Genomic DNA, 17316 nt, shown 5'->3' with positions numbered 1-17316 from the left:
CGCGCCTCTAACGCCATCAATCACTTGGTTCGACCAAACAGAACCTTTAGATGAGAGGGCAATTGCTTTTTTAGCACTTGGTTCTCAGCTTCGAGTAGCGCCAATTTCGCCTGAAGCGACTCGATCAGTTCCTGATCCTGCAGTCGAGGAGGTTGCACCATCCCTTCCTGCTCTCGCCGCCAACGCAAAACCCAGCGGCGCAAGGCTGTAGGGCCAACACCGGTAGCTTCACAGGCTTTAGGTATGGAGTAATCCATCTCCACAACCAAACGGATCGCCTCCGCTTTTTCCTCAGATGTAACAACCCGATATCCCATGATGATTCCTAAAGTCGACGCTCCTACATCATGGTCCAAAAATATTCGACCACTACACGACAGCTCCTACAGGTCTACGCGATCCCCTGTAGGAGCTGTCGAGTGAAACGAGGCTGCGATCTTTTGTTTTTGATCCCTGAAAATTAATAGAACTTCTAGCCTCACGCAAACCTCATAGCTAACAAGTCCCTCCACTTTGGTAACAACATGGATCTTGTTATCGCGCGTCCTGAAGGTTTGTACTGCCCGGCCGGAGATTTCTACATCGACCCGTGGCGGCCGGTCGAACGTTCAGTCATCACCCATGCTCACGGCGACCATGCCCGCACCGGCAACCGGCATTATCTGGCGGCCGCTCCCGCTGAAGGGATTTTGCGTGCGCGATTGGGCCAGGACATCAACCTGCAAACCCTGCCCTACGGTCAACCCCTGACCCACCATGGCGTCACCTTGAGTTTTCACCCTGCCGGGCATGTCCTCGGCTCGGCACAGGTGCGTCTGGAATATGGCGGCGAAGTCTGGGTCGCCTCGGGCGACTACAAGATCGAGCCCGACGGCACCTGCGCGCCGTTCGAACCCGTACGCTGCGATACCTTCATCACTGAATCGACCTTTGGTCTGCCGATTTATCGCTGGCAACCCCAGGCGCACGTCTTTGCCGAGATCAATCAGTGGTGGCAAGCCAACGCCGCCGCCGACAAAACCAGCGTGTTGTTCTGCTACGCCTTCGGCAAGGCGCAGCGAATTCTCCACGGCATCGATGCCAGCCTCGGCCCCATTCTGGTGCACGGCGCCGTGGAGCCGCTCAATCAGGTTTATCGCAAAGGTGGTATTTGTTTACCGCCAACGATCTATGCCGGCGCGGTAAAAAAGAACGACCCCATGATGCGCAAGGCCTTGGTCCTGGCCCCGCCTTCGGCTGGCGGCAGCACTTGGATGCATCGCTTCGGTGATTACAGCGACGGCTTCGCCAGCGGCTGGATGCGTTTGCGTGGCACGCGGCGGCGACGTGGCGTGGATCGTGGTTTCGTGCTGTCTGACCACGCTGACTGGCCCGGCCTGCTCTGGGCCATCGAACAGACCGGCGCTGAGCGTGTGGTGGTGACCCACGGTTCGGTCGGGGTACTGGTGCGCCATCTGCGCGAACAGGGTCTCGATGCCATGAGTTTCAGCACTGAATACGGCGACGATGAGGAAGAAAACGCAGCCGTCGCCCCTGAGAGCGCCGAGGTGCTGGCATGAAGGCGTTCGCCGAGTTGTACGCCGAACTCGATGCCACGACGTCGAGCAACGCCAAACTGGCGGCGATGCAACACTACTTCGCCGAGGCCGCGCCGGAAGATGCCGCATGGGCTGTTTACTTTTTGTCCGGCGGGCGGCCTCGGCAACTGGTGCCGGTGCGCATCCTGCGAGAGTTGGCGGTGGAGATCTCCGGCCTCGCGCCGTGGCTGTTCGAAGAGAGTTATCAGGCGGTCGGCGATCTGGCGGAAACCATTTCGCTGGTGCTGCCCGAAGCGCTTCACAGCTCCAACGATGGATTGGCGGTCTGGATTGAAGACAAACTGCTGCCGCTGCGCGGTGAAACCCCGCAAGTCCTCGCCGAGCGACTGCCTGCCCTGTGGTCGCAACTGGACCGCCAGAGCCTGATGCTGTGCATCAAACTGATCACCGGCAGTTTCCGTGTTGGCGTCTCCAAGTTGCTGGTCACCCGCGCCTTGGCGGCCATGGCCGGGCTCGACAGCAAACGCGTCGCCCAGCGACTGGTGGGTTACACCGACCTGTCCAACCGCCCGAGCGCGCCCGGTTACTTGAAGTTGATCGCCGCCGAATCGTCTGACGAACATACCCAACGGGGCGGTCAGCCCTACCCGTTTTTCCTGGCCCATGCATTGTCGCAACCGGTCGAGCGTTTCGAAGCCCTGCTCGGCCCGGCCAGCGATTGGCAAGTGGAATGGAAGTGGGATGGCATCCGCGCCCAGGTGGTCAAACGCGACGGGCGACTGTGGATCTGGTCGCGAGGTGAAGAACTGGTCACCGAGCGCTTCCCCGAACTCGACAGTCTGGTTCACTGCTTGCCCGACGGTACGGTGATCGACGGTGAAATCGTCGCCTGGAAAACCGAACAACCCACCACCGAAGACGCCTTCAACCCTCATTCCCCGGCCTCACCCGCGGTAAAGCCTTTCGCTTTGCTGCAACAGCGGATCGGCCGTAAAACCCTGGACAAAAAGATCCTCGAAGAAGTGCCGGTGGTGGTCCTCGCCTACGACCTGCTGGAATGGCAAGGTGAAGACTGGCGCAACCAGCCTCAGGCCAAGCGTCGCACTCAACTGGAGCACGTCGTCAGCCGCTGTTACAACCCGGTGTTGTTCACTTCACCGGTACTCACCGGCGCAGACTGGTTTGACCTCGCCCGACAGCGGCAAGCCTCCCGCAAGCTCGGTGTCGAAGGCATGATGCTCAAGGCCCGGGATGCGTTGTATGGCGTCGGGCGGACCAAGGACATGGGCGTCTGGTGGAAATGGAAAGTCGACCCGTTCAGCGTCGACGCGGTACTGATTTATGCGCAACGCGGCCATGGTCGCCGCGCCAGTCTCTACAGCGATTACACCTTCGCCGTGTGGGACGGGCCGCCTGACGCGAGCGAACGCGCACTGGTGCCATTTGCCAAGGCCTATTCAGGGCTGACAGACGAAGAAATGCGCCAGGTCGACAGCATCGTGCGCAAGACCACCGTAGAGACATTCGGGCCGGTGAGCAGTGTGACGCCGAGCCTGGTGTTTGAACTGGGATTTGAAGGCATCGCCCTGTCCAGGCGACACAAGAGCGGGATTGCGGTGCGGTTTCCGAGGATGCTGCGCTGGCGGCAGGATAAGTCGGTCGAAGAAGCTGACAATCTGGGAACGTTGCAAGACTTACTCTGCTGACGATCAGATACGCCCCCTATCGGTGCAGCTATTTTCCGGCGCCCGTTTTCGTGCACAAATCCCTCCTTGCCATTTCTTGAATCACCTTTTAAAACACTTGTTCGGGACTCTGGTTCGGAAATTGCTACTTTCATAGGGTCTTACGCTTTCCAGTAACAATAATTCTGCGCCACAAGCGCTCATATTGGTTTTTAGGGATTGAATAATGAAAAAAGCATTGCTGACCCTTTCTGCACTGGCGTTGTGCATGGCAGCCGGTTCCGCGCTGGCCAAGGAATACAAGGAATTGCGTTTTGGCGTTGATCCTTCCTACGCTCCGTTTGAGTCGAAAGCGGCTGACGGTAGCCTGGTAGGTTTCGACATCGATCTGGGTAACGCGATCTGCGCCGAGCTGAAGGTCAAGTGCAAATGGGTCGAAAGCGATTTCGACGGCATGATTCCGGGCCTGAAGGCCAATAAATTCGACGGTGTGATCTCTTCGATGACCGTCACCCCGGCCCGCGAAAAAGTCATCGACTTCTCCAGCGAGCTGTTCTCCGGCCCAACCGCATACGTGTCCAAGAAAGGTTCTGGCGTCACCGCAGACGTCGCTTCGCTCAAGGGCAAAACTGTCGGCTACGAACAAGGCACCATCCAGGAAGCCTATGCCAAAGCCGTTCTGGACAAGGCGGGCGTGAAAACCCAGGCCTATCAGAACCAGGACCAAGTGTATTCCGACCTGACTTCCGGTCGTCTCGACGCCGGCATCCAGGACATGCTGCAGGCCGAACTGGGCTTTTTGAAGTCGCCACAAGGTGCCGGTTACGAAATCAGCAAGCCGGTGGACAGCGAATTGCTGCCAGCTAAAACGGCTGTCGGTATCTCGAAAGGTAACAAAGACCTCAAGGCACTTTTGGATAAAGGTATCAAAGCGTTACACGACGATGGCACCTACGCCACCATTCAGAAGAAACACTTTGGCGATCTGAATCTGTACAGCGGCAAATAATGCCCGGCGCCCATCTTGCGATGGGCGCTTTTTTCATCCGATCAGGTTGCTGATTTATGTTCGAAAACCTACTACAAAACCTGGGGCTCTCAGCCTTCAGCCTCCAGGGCTTCGGTCCGTTGCTGATGGAAGGCACCTGGATGACCATCAAATTGTCGGTGTTGTCGCTGTTGGTGGCCGTGTTGCTCGGCTTGCTCGGCGCCAGTGCCAAGCTGTCAAAAGTCAAACTGGTGCGCGTACCGGCCCAGCTCTACACCACGCTGATTCGCGGTGTGCCGGACCTGGTGCTGATGCTGTTGATCTTCTACAGCCTGCAGACCTGGCTGACGTCGTTTACCGATTTGATGGAATGGGAATACATCGAGATCAACCCGTTCAGCGCCGGGGTCATCACCCTGGGCTTCATTTATGGCGCGTACTTCACCGAAACCTTCCGTGGCGCGATTCTCGCGGTCCCACGGGGCCAGGTCGAAGCGGCGACCGCGTATGGCCTCAAACGCGGCCAGCGCTTCTGGATCGTAGTGTTCCCACAGATGATGCGTTTTGCCCTGCCGGGTATCGGTAACAACTGGATGGTGATGCTCAAGGCCACCGCGCTGGTCTCGATCATCGGCCTCGCCGACCTGGTCAAGGCAGCACAAGATGCCGGCAAAAGCACCTATCAGCTGTTCTACTTCCTGGTACTTGCAGCGTTGATTTACCTGCTGATCACCAGCGCCTCCAACTTCGTCCTGCGCTGGCTCGAACGCCGCTACGCCGCCGGTTCCCGGGAGGCCGTACGATGATCGAGCTCTTGCAGGAATACTGGAAACCGTTCCTTTACACCGACGGCTACAACATCACCGGCCTGGCCATGACCATGTGGCTGCTCAGCGCGTCGATCTTCATCGGTTTCGTGGTGTCGATCCCGCTGTCCATCGCCCGGGTTTCGCCGCATTTCTACATCCGCTGGCCGGTTCAGTTCTTCACCTATCTGTTCCGCGGTACGCCTCTCTATATTCAGCTGCTGATCTGCTACACCGGGATTTACAGTCTGGCCGCCGTGCGCGCCCAGCCCGTGCTCGATGCGTTCTTTCGCGATGCGATGAACTGCACGATCCTGGCCTTCGCCCTGAACACCTGCGCCTACACCACGGAGATTTTCGCCGGGGCGATTCGCAGCATGGCGCATGGTGAAGTCGAAGCGGCCAAGGCATACGGTCTGACAGGCTGGAAGCTTTATGCCTACGTGATCATGCCTTCAGCCCTGCGTCGTTCGTTGCCTTATTACAGCAACGAAGTGATTCTGATGCTGCACTCGACCACCGTGGCCTTCACCGCGACCATCCCGGACATCTTGAAAGTCGCGCGGGACGCCAACTCGGCGACCTTCCTGACCTTCCAGTCGTTCGGCATCGCCGCGCTGATCTACCTGACCGTTACCTTTGCGCTGGTCGGCGTGTTCCGCCTCGCCGAACGCCGATGGCTGGCCTTCCTCGGGCCAACCCACTAGGACCCGCTTTAGGAATAAAGAGACATGCGCCACCAGATTCATGACCTGCTGGCCCCGCTGCCGGGGACCGCTCGACAGATTCACAGCTTTCACTTCGGCCCCTCATCGGCCAAAGGCAAGATTTACATCCAGTCATCCCTGCATGCCGACGAAATGCCGGGCATGCTGGTTGCCTGGCACCTCAAGCAACGTCTGGCGGAACTCGAAGCCGCCGGCCGTCTGCGCAGTGAAATCGTGCTGGTGCCGGTGGCCAACCCGGTCGGCCTCGAACAAGTGCTGATGGATGTACCGCTGGGCCGTTACGACCTCGAAAGCGGGCAGAACTTCAACCGCTGGTTCGTCGATCTGAGCGAAGCCGTCGGCAACGAGATCGAAGGTCTGCTCGGCGACGATCCGCAGCACAACCTCGAACTGATTCGCAGCAGCCTGCGCAATGCCCTCGCCCAACAGACGGCCAGCACGCAACTGCAATCCCAGCGCCTGGCTCTGCAACGGCTGGCCTGCGATGCCGACATGGTGCTGGACCTGCATTGCGATTTCGAAGCGGTCGCCCACCTTTACACCACGCCCGAGGCCTGGCCGCAGGTCGAGCCACTGGCGCGGTACATCGGTGCCGAAGCCAGCCTGCTGGCTACCGACTCCGGCGGTCAGTCGTTCGATGAATGCTTCACTCTGCTCTGGTGGCAATTGAAGGAGCGCTTCGGCGAACACTTCGACATTCCGCTGGGCAGTTTCTCGGTCACCGTCGAATTGCGCGGTCAGGGCGACGTCAATCACCCCTTGGCGAGCCTCGATTGCCAGGCGCTGATCGATTACCTGATTCACTTCGGCGCCATTGCCGGCGAACCTGCGTCGCTGCCCGAACTGCCCTACCCGGCCACGCCGCTGGCCGGCGTTGAACCGGTGGCAACACCGGTCGGTGGGCTGCTGGTATTCACCGCGCTACCAGGGGAATACCTCGAAGCCGGGCAACTGATCGCTGAAATCATCGACCCGATCTTTGACCGCGTCACCCCCGTTCATTGCACCGTCGCCGGGTTGATGTACGCCCGTTCGCTACGGCGCATGGCCACTGCCGGCATGGTGATCGCCCACGTCGCGGGCACCGAAGCCTATCGCAGCGGCTACCTACTTTCGCCTTGAGGATGCATGCCCCCATGTACAAACTGACCATTGAAGGCCTGCATAAAAGCTATGGCGAACATGAAGTACTCAAAGGCGTTTCGCTCAAGGCCAACACCGGCGACGTCATCAGCCTGATCGGCGCCAGCGGCTCGGGCAAAAGTACCTTCCTGCGTTGCATCAACTTTCTCGAACAGCCCAACGACGGCACCATGAGCCTGGACGGCCAGAACATCCGCATGATCAAGGATCGCCACGGCATACACGTGGCCGACGCCGATGAACTGCAACGGATCCGCACCCGCCTGGCCATGGTGTTCCAGCACTTCAACCTGTGGAGCCACATGACGGTGCTGGAAAACATCACCATGGCCCCGCGTCGGGTGCTGGGGTGCAGCAAGCAGGAAGCCGAAGACCGTGCCCGGCGCTATCTCGACAAGGTTGGCCTGGCCTCGCGCGTGGCGGATCAATACCCGGCGTTTCTTTCCGGAGGTCAACAGCAACGCGTGGCGATCGCCCGGGCACTCGCGATGGAACCGGAAGTCATGCTGTTCGACGAACCGACCTCGGCCCTCGACCCCGAACTGGTGGGCGAAGTACTGCGCGTGATTCAGGGTCTGGCCGAGGAAGGCCGAACCATGATCATGGTGACCCACGAAATGAGCTTCGCGCGCAAGGTGTCGAGTCAGGTGTTGTTTCTGCACCAAGGCTTGGTGGAGGAAGAAGGTGCGCCGGACGACGTACTGGGCAATCCGAAAAGTGAGCGGTTGAAGCAGTTCCTGAGCGGCAACCTGAAATAGCCTCACTTCCCACCTCTACAACGAAATATGGCCAGTCAGCTGAAGTCTTTGAAGACATCAGCTGACTGGCCATTCGTTTTTCGCAGGCGGCGATCAAACAACGGGCGCTGGAGGCGGCTCGTCCGGCAAGGTGGGCTCACCGGGCTCGGAAGGTTGTTCGTTGGGGGTATCGGGATCAGGCTGACCGGGAATGCCCCCTGCCATGCTGATAGGTGGATGTGCCAACAAGGACCAGGCCAAAACGCCAACCTGATTGGGCTCAAGCCTTGCCAGTTCGGCACTTATTCGCGGATCGATCTTCATAGGGCACTCCTGAGCGATGGCCCGTCCGCGTTGCGCGAACCGGGCAGTACACCCAATAGAGTGTCCACCCGCTCAAGAATTCCCACGACTTGCCTGACGAACGGATCAGGTGCGTGGCAGGGTAACGCCGCGCTGACCCTGATACTTGCCGCCACGGTCCTTGTAGGACACTTCGCACTCTTCGTCGGATTCAAGGAACAGCATCTGTGCCACGCCTTCGTTCGCGTAGATTTTCGCCGGCAGATTGGTGGTGTTGGAGAACTCCAGGGTCACATGACCCTCCCACTCAGGCTCAAGCGGCGTGACGTTGACGATGATACCGCAGCGCGCATAGGTGCTTTTACCCAGGCAAATGGTCAATACATTACGCGGAATGCGGAAATATTCGACGGTGCTGGCCAGGGCGAAGGAGTTCGGCGGAATGATGCACACGTCGCTGTGGATGTCGACGAAGCTGCCGGCATCGAAGTTTTTCGGGTCGACGATAGCCGAATTGATGTTGGTGAACACCTTGAAATGATTTGTGCAACGCACATCGTAGCCGTAGCTTGACACGCCGTAGGAGATCACACGGCTATCGTCGCTGCCACGCACCTGGCGCTCTACGAAGGGCTCGATCATGCCGTGCTCTTGCGCCATGCGGCGAATCCACTTGTCCGATTTGATGCTCATGGCGGGTGTCCTGAATAGCGAGGTGGAAAAAATCTGTCCGGCATCTTACCGGGCGCGCGCTTCGGGTTCAAAGTCCGAGGCACAAATCTTGCCGATCCCCCGTAATTTCCGGGCCTTGCGAGAAAACCGGCGGACCGTCAGTCATGAAAACAGAGAAACCTTCGTCGCAAGCATTGGCACGTTCCGGAAAAAGGGTTAAGGTGGCGCCACTGTGCTGCTTGTGTCACTGAGAATCTCTACACGATATGTTGAATTTCGATCCAACCATCTACAAGAATTTTTCCTGCTCTTTGCACTCAGTCTCGGCCAGGGTTCTTCCTGCGTCGCAGTTATCTTTGTTCAAGGAGTTACACCATGTCTAATCGCCAAACTGGTACCGTTAAGTGGTTCAACGATGAAAAAGGCTTCGGCTTCATCACTCCACAATCCGGTGACGACCTGTTCGTTCACTTCAAAGCTATCCAATCCGACGGCTTCAAAAGCCTGAAAGAAGGCCAACAGGTTTCTTTCATCGCTACCCGCGGTCAGAAAGGCATGCAAGCTGAAGAAGTTCAAGTTATCTAACTTGTACTTGCTTTAGTAAAAAGCCCCGCCCTCAAAAGCGGGGCTTTTTTGTGCCTGTCTGTTTTGCAGGCAAAAAAAATCGCAGCCCATGGCTGCGATTTTTTGCGTCTTACCAAGCCACGCCAAACCCGGCGGTGTACCGGGTCTTGTCCAGATCAGCATCGTCGGTGCCGCTGATGATGTCTCTCTCGGCCTTCAGGTTAAGCGACGCCCATTCGGTCACCTTGTAGCGCAAGCCCATTTCGGCATCGAGTGCGTAATCGGCCACGCCCGACAACGGCTTGCCCACTTCGCCATTGGTGAAGAACTCCACCTTCTTGCCGATCAGGTAGCGGTTGTAATCCCACTTCATCGCCAGGGAATAGAAGTTTTCTTTACCACCGTCAGCGAACTCATAGTCCGTGCGGTTGACCAGCGAGCCCAGCGAGAATGCACCCAGCTCGTTATCCCAGAACTGGTAACCCGGACCGGTACCGACGGTGCGCTGGCGGGACAGCTCTTCGACCTTGTCGCGCTTATAGACCGCGCGCCCTTGCCAGAACCATTTTTCGGTCAGGAAGCGGTCGAGCGAGTATTCGCCCCGCCAGTTGTCGGTAGTGACCACGTCATCCTGAAATTCGCGGTTGTACTCACCTTCTGCGGTGTGTCGCCATCTGCCGTGACGCGCAGTGGTCTTGAAGTCGATATCGTAATCATCGGTGTCTTTCTCGGCCCGCTGATAATCCAGCGCTGCATCGACATTACCCTTCCAAACCAAATCCTCGACGACAGGCTTTGGCTTGAGAATCTGCTGAATACTCGCCAGCTCCACAGTCTTGGGCGTCTCGCCGTTGGCCAGGGTGACCTTGCCGTCTTCTGCCGCATGCAGCGCCTTGGCCTTTTCACCGGTGTAGGCATCCTGTTTGACCAACAACTGCTGATCGCTTTCCAGGGTTTTGACCTGCTTCCAGTCGATCGGGACGGCACCGGCGTATTCGGTCTGGATCAACAGTTTGCCGCCATCGAAAACGGTGATCTTGCCGCTCAGCTTGTCACCGTTCTTCAACCAGACGGTATCGGCGAGCAAGGGCGTGGAGGCACTGACGACAGCAAGGCACAGCAGGGTTCTGGACAACATAAGCAAATACAGGCTCAATTTTGCGAAAAAAAGTCGGCATTATCCATACGAATAAGGCCCTAACAAGGACTGACCCGACTATTTCTATTGAGTTCATTTCTCAATTGGCGATCCAGGATTTACTCTACAGACGGTAAGGCGAACTCTTTCAGGAACTGCCGACGTGACCGACTCCACCACTGAAACCGATAGTCCGGCGCAAATCCGACGCACGGCGCTGTACCTGACTCTGGCGCAAGTCCCGGAGGGAAAAGTCGTGAGTTACGGTCAGCTCGCCGAGCTGGCCGGACTGGGTCGCGCCGCCCGCTTCGTCGGACGGACGCTGAGCCAACTGCCGGGCGACAGCAAATTACCCTGGCACCGCGTGCTCGGCGCCGGCGGGCGTATCAGCCTGCCTGCAGGCAGCCCTTCGGGGGATGAACAACGCGCGCGTTTGCGCATGGAGGGCATCAGTATCCTGAACAATCGTGTTGATATTCAGCGCCATGGCTGGCGCCCGGTAGAGCACAGCGGTTAGAGTGCGCGCTTTGTTTCCGTATTTCTTGAGGCAGACTCCAGCCCATGCCCCGTAAAACCTGGCGCGCCGCGCTCGCCGCCTATGCCAGCCCCTCGACGCTTGTACTGTTGCTGCTTGGTTTCGCCGCCGGCCTGCCCTACATGCTGGTGTTTTCGACACTTTCGGTCTGGCTGCGCGAAGCCGGCGTGGCTCGCGAAACCATTGGCTATGCAAGCCTGATCGGCCTGGCCTACGCCTTTAAATGGGTCTGGTCACCGCTGCTCGACCAATGGCGCCTGCCTTTTCTCGGCAAGCTCGGTCGCCGACGTTCCTGGCTGGTGCTTTCCCAGGCACTGGTCATTCTCGGCCTGATCGGGATGGGTTTCTGCGACCCGCAAAAGCATTTGTCCTGGCTGATCGCTATTGCTGTGGTTGTCGCCTTCGCTTCGGCGACGCAAGACATCGCAGTCGACGCCTATCGCCTGGAAATCGCCGACGACACCCGCCAGGCCGCGCTCGCCGCCAGTTACATGTCCGGTTATCGGATCGCCGCACTGCTGGCCACCGCCGGCGCCCTGTTCTTCGCTGAAGGCTTCGGCTCCACCGGTTTCAACTATAAGCATTCGGCATGGGCCGGCACCTACATCCTGTTCGGTGCCTTGATGGTTCCGGCGCTGCTGACCTCCTTTTTCATGCGCGAACCGCCGGTGCCGCTGCGCACGCAGCTTCAGGCCGGGCGCTACAGCTTTGTGCATCAACTGGCATCGGTGTTTGTGCTGATCGTGCTGCTGGTTTCCGTGCCAGCCATGTTTACTCAGCTGTACAACACCGATTTCGCCAGCGTGCTGTTCGAAGGTGTGAGCCTTCTCGACCTGCTGCTCGAAGACCGCGCGTTCCTGCGGGCGATTCTCTACACCACGCTCACCGCTCTGTGCCTGTCAGCCATTGGTCGCCGTGGCCTGGCGCCGGTACTGACGCCGATCAACGACTTCATTCTGCGCTACCGCTGGCAAGCGTTCCTGCTGCTCGGCCTGATCGCCACCTATCGGATGTCCGATACGGTCATGGGCGTGATGGCCAACGTGTTCTACATCGACCAAGGCTTCACCAAGGATCAGATTGCCAGCGTCAGCAAGATCTTTGGCCTGATCATGACCCTGGTCGGCGCCGGCATGGGCGGCCTGCTGATTGTGCGCTTCGGCATCTTGCCGATTCTGCTCATCGGCGGCATTGCATCAGCCGGCACCAACCTGCTGTTCCTGATGCTCGCCGACATGGGCGCCAACCTGAACATGCTGATCCTCACCATTTCCCTGGATAACTTCAGTTCGGGCCTCGCGACCTCGGCGTTTGTCGCCTACCTGTCAAGCCTGACCAACTTGAAGTTCTCCGCGACCCAGTACGCCCTGCTCAGCTCGATCATGCTCTTGCTGCCACGCCTGATCGGCGGCTACTCGGGGGTCATGGTGGAGAAATTCGGTTATCACAACTTCTTCCTGATCACTGCCCTGTTGGGCGTTCCGACGCTGCTGTTGATCGCGCTGCACTGGTTCCAGGAGAGCCGCCGCGAAGGCCCGACGCCAACGCCGGCACCAGAACCGGTTCCGACCCAGGTCGCGGAAGAATCGTAGGTTCTTTAGCAGGAAGCAGCGCAGAGGGCGCGGGAATTCCCGCCCTCCCGTCACACCCCGCCGACCGCACGCCTGTACGCCAGCAGATCTCGCCCGTACAATGCTCCGTCATTTCTCGTCATCAGCAACCGACAACGGCCAACCATGCGCACCAGTCAATTTTTGCTCGCCACACAGAAAGAAACGCCTTCCGACGCGGTCGTGATCAGCCATCAGCTGATGCTGCGCGCCGGCATGATCCGCAAACTCGCCTCGGGCCTGTACACCTGGCTGCCGATGGGCTTGCGAGTGATGCGCAAGGTCGAAGCCGTCGTTCGTGAAGAAATGAACGCCGCGGGCTCTCTCGAAGTGTTGATGCCGAGCACCCAACCGGCTGAGCTGTGGCAGGAATCCGGTCGCTGGGAAGAATACGGCCCTGAATTGTTGCGCTTCAAGGATCGCCACGGTCGCGATTTCTGCGCAGGCCCGACCCACGAAGAAGTCATCACTGACCTGATGCGCAACGAATTGAGCAGCTACAAACAGCTGCCGATCAACCTGTACCAGATCCAGACCAAATTCCGTGACGAAATCCGTCCACGCTTCGGTTTGATGCGCGGTCGCGAATTCATCATGAAGGATGCCTACTCTTTCCACGCTGACCAGCCATCGTTGCAGGTCACCTATGACCGCATGCATCAGGCGTATTGCAACGTGTTCACCCGTCTGGGCCTGAAATTCCGCCCGGTTGAAGCCGACAACGGCTCGATCGGTGGTGCTGGCTCCCACGAATTCCACGTACTAGCCGAATCCGGCGAAGACGATATCGCCTTCAGCAACGGTTCCGACTACGCCGCGAACATCGAGAAAGCCGAAGCAGTGCCACGGGAAACTTCCCGCCCAGCACCCGCCGAAGAGCTGCGTCTGGTCGATACGCCTGACACCAAGACCATCGCCGCGCTGGTGGAAAAATTCAATCTGCCGATTGAAAAGACCATCAAGACCCTGGTGGTTCACGCTGAAGAGAAAGGCAAGCTGATTGCCCTGATCATCCGTGGCGACCACGAGCTGAACGAAATCAAGGCCGGCAACCAGCCTGGCGTTGCCAGCCCGCTGGTCATGGCATCCGAAGCCGAACTGCGCGACGCCATTGGCGCCGGCGCTGGCTCCCTCGGCCCGTTGAACCTGCCGCTGCCAATCATCATCGACCGTTCCGTCGAGCTGATGAGCGACTTCGGCATCGGTGCCAACATCGATGACAAACACTATTTCGGCGTGAACTGGGAGCGTGATCTGCCGGTTCCTACCGTTGCCGACCTGCGTAACGTGGTCGCCGGCGACCCGAGCCCGGATGGCAAGGGCACCCTGGAAATCAAGCGCGGCATCGAAGTCGGGCACATCTTCCAGCTGGGCAACAAGTACAGCAAAGCGATGAAGTGCGAAGTGCTGGGCGAGAATGGCAAGCCAGTCACCCTGGAAATGGGTTGCTACGGCATCGGCGTTTCCCGCGTGGTGGCTGCGGCCATCGAGCAGAACAACGACGCCAACGGGATCATCTGGAGTGACACGCTGGCCCCGTTCCAGATCGCTCTGGTACCGCTGCGCTACGAAACCGAACAGGTTCGCGAAGCCACCGACAAGCTGTATGCAGAATTGACTGCCGCCGGCTTCGAAGTACTGCTGGACGACCGCGACAAGAAAACCAGCCCGGGCATCAAGTTCGCGGACATGGAGCTGATCGGCATTCCTCACCGGATCGTGGTCAGTGACCGCGGCCTCGCCGAAGGCAATCTGGAATACAAGAGCCGCACCGAGCCCGAAGCGCAAGCGCTGCCGGTCGCAGACGTGCTGTCCTTCCTTCAGTCCCGTATCCGCCGCTGACACCAGATAGAGAAGTCATGTTCAAGCGAAACACCTTAGGCCTCGGTGGTGCCGCCCTGTGCGGCACCCTGCTGGTCAGCGGCTGTGCCAATCACATGTCACAACGCAGCGAGCACGAGGAACGTGTCGAGCGTAAATTGCTCGATCACAGCCTGCAGATTGATGTCGGCGAGCCGAAGGTGCTTGAGCTGCCGCAACGTCGGGTGAAGATCCACGAGCAGAAGACGTTCGAAGTCACCGAATTCGAAGTCACACGCCACTACGACCGCTACACGCCTTACCAACCCTGGCGGGAGGCTTACGAGATCCCGCTGGGTGCGGTGGCCGTGGTGGCCGGTGTCGGTGCGAACGTGGTCAACGTGTTCGCCCTCGGCAACCTGCCGGACAGCGTGACGAAAGACTGGTTGAGCTACGGTTTCGCCGGGCTCAACCCGTTCATGAACGTGCAGTCTCATGGTCGCGCGCAACAGAACCTGGCGGGAATCGACGAGGTCCAGCTCGACAAGCGCACCGAATACTCGAGCCTGCCATGGAGCGAGCGTCCGGTTGAGGTCAAGGCCGGCAAGGAAACGTTCGAGCTGAGCACCGACAAAAACGGTGTATTGCGCGTGAACCTGCTGGACAGTCCGTTCGCCGAACATGACATCAATCATTTGAGCCGGCTGCTGATCAGTGTCCAGGATGCCCAGGACGATGTGCACACCAATTCGTCCCTGGCGGTCAGTAGCTCCTTGCGTAGCAAGCTGCTCGAAGCTCACGGACTGATTTACGACGACCTCGAAGACGACGAAGTGAGCCAGTGGGTACACCGGGTCAAACGCTTGTCGGAACTGGGTCTGGAAGAGGAAGCCACCGAGCTGGAACAAAGCCTGATCGAACTGACGCGCAACGATCCTGAGCTACAGACCGAATTCCTCAAGTCATTGACCAAGGATGCCGGGCGACTGGTCGCGGATCCGGGACCGAATTAAAGTCAAAAGCTTCGTCGGAACGCCGCCCGGAGCAAGCCCGCTCCCACATTAGATTTATGGTGTTCACAAAACCAATGTGGGAGCGGGCTTGCTCGCGAAGGCGACCTGACATTCACTTCAACATCAAGATCTGCCACTACCGCTCGAACAACTCCATCTGCTCAAACCCGCCCCGCAAATCCTCCAGCCGCACCCCAATCCCCAACAACCGCACCGGTTTCCCGCCGCGATTGAACGCCTGGGTCAGCAACAACTGATAGCTCCCCAAATCCCGCCCTGCCCCGGCCTGCTCCAGCGTAGTCTGGGTGAAGTCATGGAATTTCACTTTGACGAATGGTTTGCCCGGTCGATAGCTGCTGTCGATTCGCGCCATGCGGCCGGCCAGTGTTTCCAGCAACTCAGGTAATTTATCGAGGCAGCTCACCAGGTCCGGCAGATCCACGTCGTAGGTGTTTTCGACACTGATCGACTGCCGACGACTGTCGTTGTGCACTAATCGATCGTCAATCCCACGGGCCAGGCTCCAGAGTCGCTCGCCGAAGCTGCCGAATTCGCGCACAAGCGCCAACTTGTCCCATTCACGCAGATGCGAACAATCGACGATGCCGAGCCTGCCTAATTTGTCTGCGGTCACCTTGCCAACGCCATGCAGCTTGCTCACCGGCAAACCACTGACAAAATCCTCGACCTGATCCGGCGTAATGACGAACAAGCCGTTGGGCTTCTTCCAGTCGCTGGCGATCTTGGCCAGAAACTTGTTCGGCGCAACGCCCGCCGAAACAGTGATGTGCAACTGATTAGAAACGCGACGGCGAATGTCTTGGGCAATCCGCGTGGCGCTGCCACCGAAATGCGCGCTGTCGGACACGTCGAGGTAGGCCTCATCCAACGAAAGCGGCTCGATCAAGTCGGTGTAATCGCGAAAGATCGTGTGAATTTCCTTGGAGGCCTCTCTATAGGCCTCCATGCGTGGCTTGACGATGGTCAGGTCCGGGCACAGCTTCAAGGCATGCCCGGAAGACATGGCCGAGCGCACCCCATAAGCCCGCGCCTCATAATTGCAGGTGGCGATCACGCCACGTCGATCCGCCGATCCGCCCACTGCCAGGGGCTTACCGGCCAGGCGCGGGTCGTCACGCATCTCGATGGCGGCGTAGAAGCAGTCACAATCGACGTGGATGATTTTTCGCTGCGTCATATAAATGCAGTGTTCATGGTGAAGAAATGGCGTATTGGCGGGTCAGATCGGCAGTATCTCACTGACACCTGTATATAGCACCAGTACTCAGAATGTTCTTTTCCACCCGTAGGAAAAGTGCCAGATGAATTTATTTTTTCAATCGAAAAGCTTCACCCGATAGAGCTGAAAGCCTTGCCATACCGGCCTTACAGCCAATCACCCAGCCCTATTTTCAAGCTAAGCGATTGAACAGGAAGAGGTTTTCTCTGGATTGAAGGTTGACAGCCCGCCGATCCTCTGTAGAATGCCGACACACAGACGCGGGATGGAGCAGTCTGGTAGCTCGTCGGGCTCATAACCCGAAGGTCGTCGGTTCAAATCCGGCTCCCGCAACCAAACATCAAAAAAGGCTACTCGAAAGAGTGGCCTTTTTTGTGCGCGCCGCTTTTGTAAAAATGAGCATGGAAACGACGTGGAACGTCTGACGGCGCAGAAATGAGAAATCGTTCCGATTCCGAAACTTAAGTCTCCCTCACGACCGTCCGCCACTCATTTACGCTTATTTGACCCTATTCAGGATTAACGGTTGACACCCCGGCGTATCTCTATAGAATGCCGCCACACAGACGCGGGATGGAGCAGTCTGGTAGCTCGTCGGGCTCATAACCCGAAGGTCGTCGGTTCAAATCCGGCTCCCGCAACCAAACATCAAAAAAGGCTACTCGAAAGAGTGGCCTTTTTTGTATCTGTTGAAAAAGTCCTTTCGCAACAATGATCTGCCACTGTGTAGCGAGCCGTTCAGGTTCACCCATGCTCTGAGCCCAGACTATGCTGAGCCACAGACAGAACCCTCTACGACTGATGACGTACCATCGC

At 58.3% G+C, this 17316-nt stretch carries 17 protein-coding genes and 2 tRNA genes; 14 read left to right on the top strand and 5 right to left on the bottom strand.

The genetic code is table 11. From position 1 onward, the window contains the following. Positions 1-20: 20 nt before the first annotated feature. A complete protein-coding gene (locus ACSQ87_RS07180) occupies positions 21-317 on the bottom strand; it encodes a transposase (protein WP_150701667.1) in 297 nt (98 codons plus the stop codon). 207 nt (positions 318-524) lie between these two features. Between ACSQ87_RS07180 and ACSQ87_RS07175 the strand changes: the two genes are divergently transcribed. From ACSQ87_RS07175 to ACSQ87_RS07145, 7 genes are all read left to right on the top strand, one after another. Beyond that, entirely contained in the window at positions 525-1559 is a 1035-nt protein-coding gene (locus ACSQ87_RS07175; protein WP_223432969.1) for a ligase-associated DNA damage response exonuclease, read from the top strand. Continuing rightward, on the top strand, positions 1556-3244 hold the full coding sequence (locus ACSQ87_RS07170; protein ID WP_223432970.1) for an ATP-dependent DNA ligase: 1689 nt from the start codon (positions 1556-1558) through the stop codon (positions 3242-3244). The genes ACSQ87_RS07175 and ACSQ87_RS07170 overlap by 4 nt, the downstream gene beginning before the upstream one ends. A 205-nt stretch (positions 3245-3449) precedes the next feature. Then, positions 3450-4232: a transporter substrate-binding domain-containing protein gene (locus ACSQ87_RS07165; RefSeq protein ID WP_223432971.1), complete on the top strand. Its 783-nt coding sequence runs from the start codon at positions 3450-3452 to the stop codon at positions 4230-4232. A gap of 56 nt (positions 4233-4288) precedes the next feature. After that, the gene (locus ACSQ87_RS07160; RefSeq protein WP_150654863.1) at positions 4289-5017 is read left to right on the top strand and encodes an ABC transporter permease; all 729 of its coding nucleotides are present in this window, start codon (positions 4289-4291) and stop codon (positions 5015-5017) included. Next, positions 5014-5724 (top strand): ABC transporter permease, encoded by a 711-nt coding sequence (locus tag ACSQ87_RS07155; protein WP_223432972.1) that lies wholly within the window; start codon positions 5014-5016, stop codon positions 5722-5724. The genes ACSQ87_RS07160 and ACSQ87_RS07155 overlap by 4 nt, the downstream gene beginning before the upstream one ends. A gap of 24 nt (positions 5725-5748) precedes the next feature. Beyond that, a complete protein-coding gene (locus tag ACSQ87_RS07150; RefSeq protein WP_223432973.1) occupies positions 5749-6867 on the top strand; it encodes a succinylglutamate desuccinylase/aspartoacylase family protein in 1119 nt (372 codons plus the stop codon). A 14-nt stretch (positions 6868-6881) separates the two neighbouring features. Next, a complete protein-coding gene (locus ACSQ87_RS07145) occupies positions 6882-7646 on the top strand; it encodes an ABC transporter ATP-binding protein (protein ID WP_223432974.1) in 765 nt (254 codons plus the stop codon). A 93-nt stretch (positions 7647-7739) separates the two neighbouring features. On the opposite strand, the gene ACSQ87_RS07140 is transcribed toward ACSQ87_RS07145, so the two are convergent. Together ACSQ87_RS07140 and dcd are read right to left on the bottom strand one after the other, a co-directional pair. After that, positions 7740-7949, bottom strand: a complete 210-nt coding sequence (locus ACSQ87_RS07140) for a hypothetical protein (RefSeq protein WP_008030060.1) — start codon at positions 7947-7949, stop codon at positions 7740-7742. Positions 7950-8054: 105 nt separating this feature from the next. Continuing rightward, positions 8055-8621: a dCTP deaminase gene (gene dcd / locus ACSQ87_RS07135; RefSeq protein ID WP_007904652.1), complete on the bottom strand. Its 567-nt coding sequence runs from the start codon at positions 8619-8621 to the stop codon at positions 8055-8057. Between the two features lie 354 nt (positions 8622-8975). On the opposite strand from dcd, the gene ACSQ87_RS07130 reads away from it, so the two are divergent. Beyond that, entirely contained in the window at positions 8976-9185 is a 210-nt protein-coding gene (locus tag ACSQ87_RS07130) for a cold-shock protein (protein WP_002554837.1), read from the top strand. 109 nt (positions 9186-9294) lie between these two features. On the opposite strand, the gene ACSQ87_RS07125 is transcribed toward ACSQ87_RS07130, so the two are convergent. Further along, a complete protein-coding gene (locus tag ACSQ87_RS07125; RefSeq protein WP_223432975.1) occupies positions 9295-10302 on the bottom strand; it encodes a DUF481 domain-containing protein in 1008 nt (335 codons plus the stop codon). Positions 10303-10465: 163 nt separating this feature from the next. Here ACSQ87_RS07125 and ACSQ87_RS07120 point away from each other — a divergent pair, with 163 nt between their 5' ends. The 4 genes from ACSQ87_RS07120 to ACSQ87_RS07105 all read left to right on the top strand — a co-directional run bounded on the left by ACSQ87_RS07120 (position 10466) and on the right by ACSQ87_RS07105 (position 15260). Then, positions 10466-10819: an MGMT family protein gene (locus ACSQ87_RS07120; protein WP_008153938.1), complete on the top strand. Its 354-nt coding sequence runs from the start codon at positions 10466-10468 to the stop codon at positions 10817-10819. 44 nt (positions 10820-10863) lie between these two features. Beyond that, on the top strand, positions 10864-12429 hold the full coding sequence (locus ACSQ87_RS07115; RefSeq protein ID WP_223432976.1) for an AmpG family muropeptide MFS transporter: 1566 nt from the start codon (positions 10864-10866) through the stop codon (positions 12427-12429). A gap of 144 nt (positions 12430-12573) precedes the next feature. Next, positions 12574-14289 (top strand): proline--tRNA ligase, encoded by a 1716-nt coding sequence (locus ACSQ87_RS07110; protein WP_223432977.1) that lies wholly within the window; start codon positions 12574-12576, stop codon positions 14287-14289. Between the two features lie 17 nt (positions 14290-14306). Continuing rightward, complete coding sequence (locus ACSQ87_RS07105; RefSeq protein ID WP_223432978.1) at positions 14307-15260, top strand: hypothetical protein; 954 nt, start codon at positions 14307-14309, stop codon at positions 15258-15260. Between the two features lie 136 nt (positions 15261-15396). Here ACSQ87_RS07105 and dinB read toward each other — a convergent pair whose 3' ends face one another. Beyond that, positions 15397-16458 carry a DNA polymerase IV gene (dinB, locus tag ACSQ87_RS07100; RefSeq protein WP_056739239.1) on the bottom strand — a complete coding sequence of 354 codons (1062 nt, stop codon included), beginning with the start codon at positions 16456-16458 and terminating at the stop codon, positions 15397-15399. 301 nt (positions 16459-16759) lie between these two features. Here dinB and ACSQ87_RS07095 point away from each other — a divergent pair. After that, a tRNA-Met gene (locus ACSQ87_RS07095) sits at positions 16760-16836 on the top strand. Positions 16837-17067: 231 nt separating this feature from the next. Beyond that, positions 17068-17144, top strand: a tRNA-Met gene (locus tag ACSQ87_RS07090). The last annotated feature ends 172 nt before the right edge of the window (positions 17145-17316 follow it).

This window comes from Pseudomonas sp. LjRoot277 (genome assembly GCF_964253845.1).
Classification (GTDB): Bacteria; Pseudomonadota; Gammaproteobacteria; order Pseudomonadales; family Pseudomonadaceae; genus Aquipseudomonas.
The sequence above is the reverse complement of the archived record's forward strand: the minus strand, read 5'-3'. Positions and strand labels throughout refer to the sequence as shown.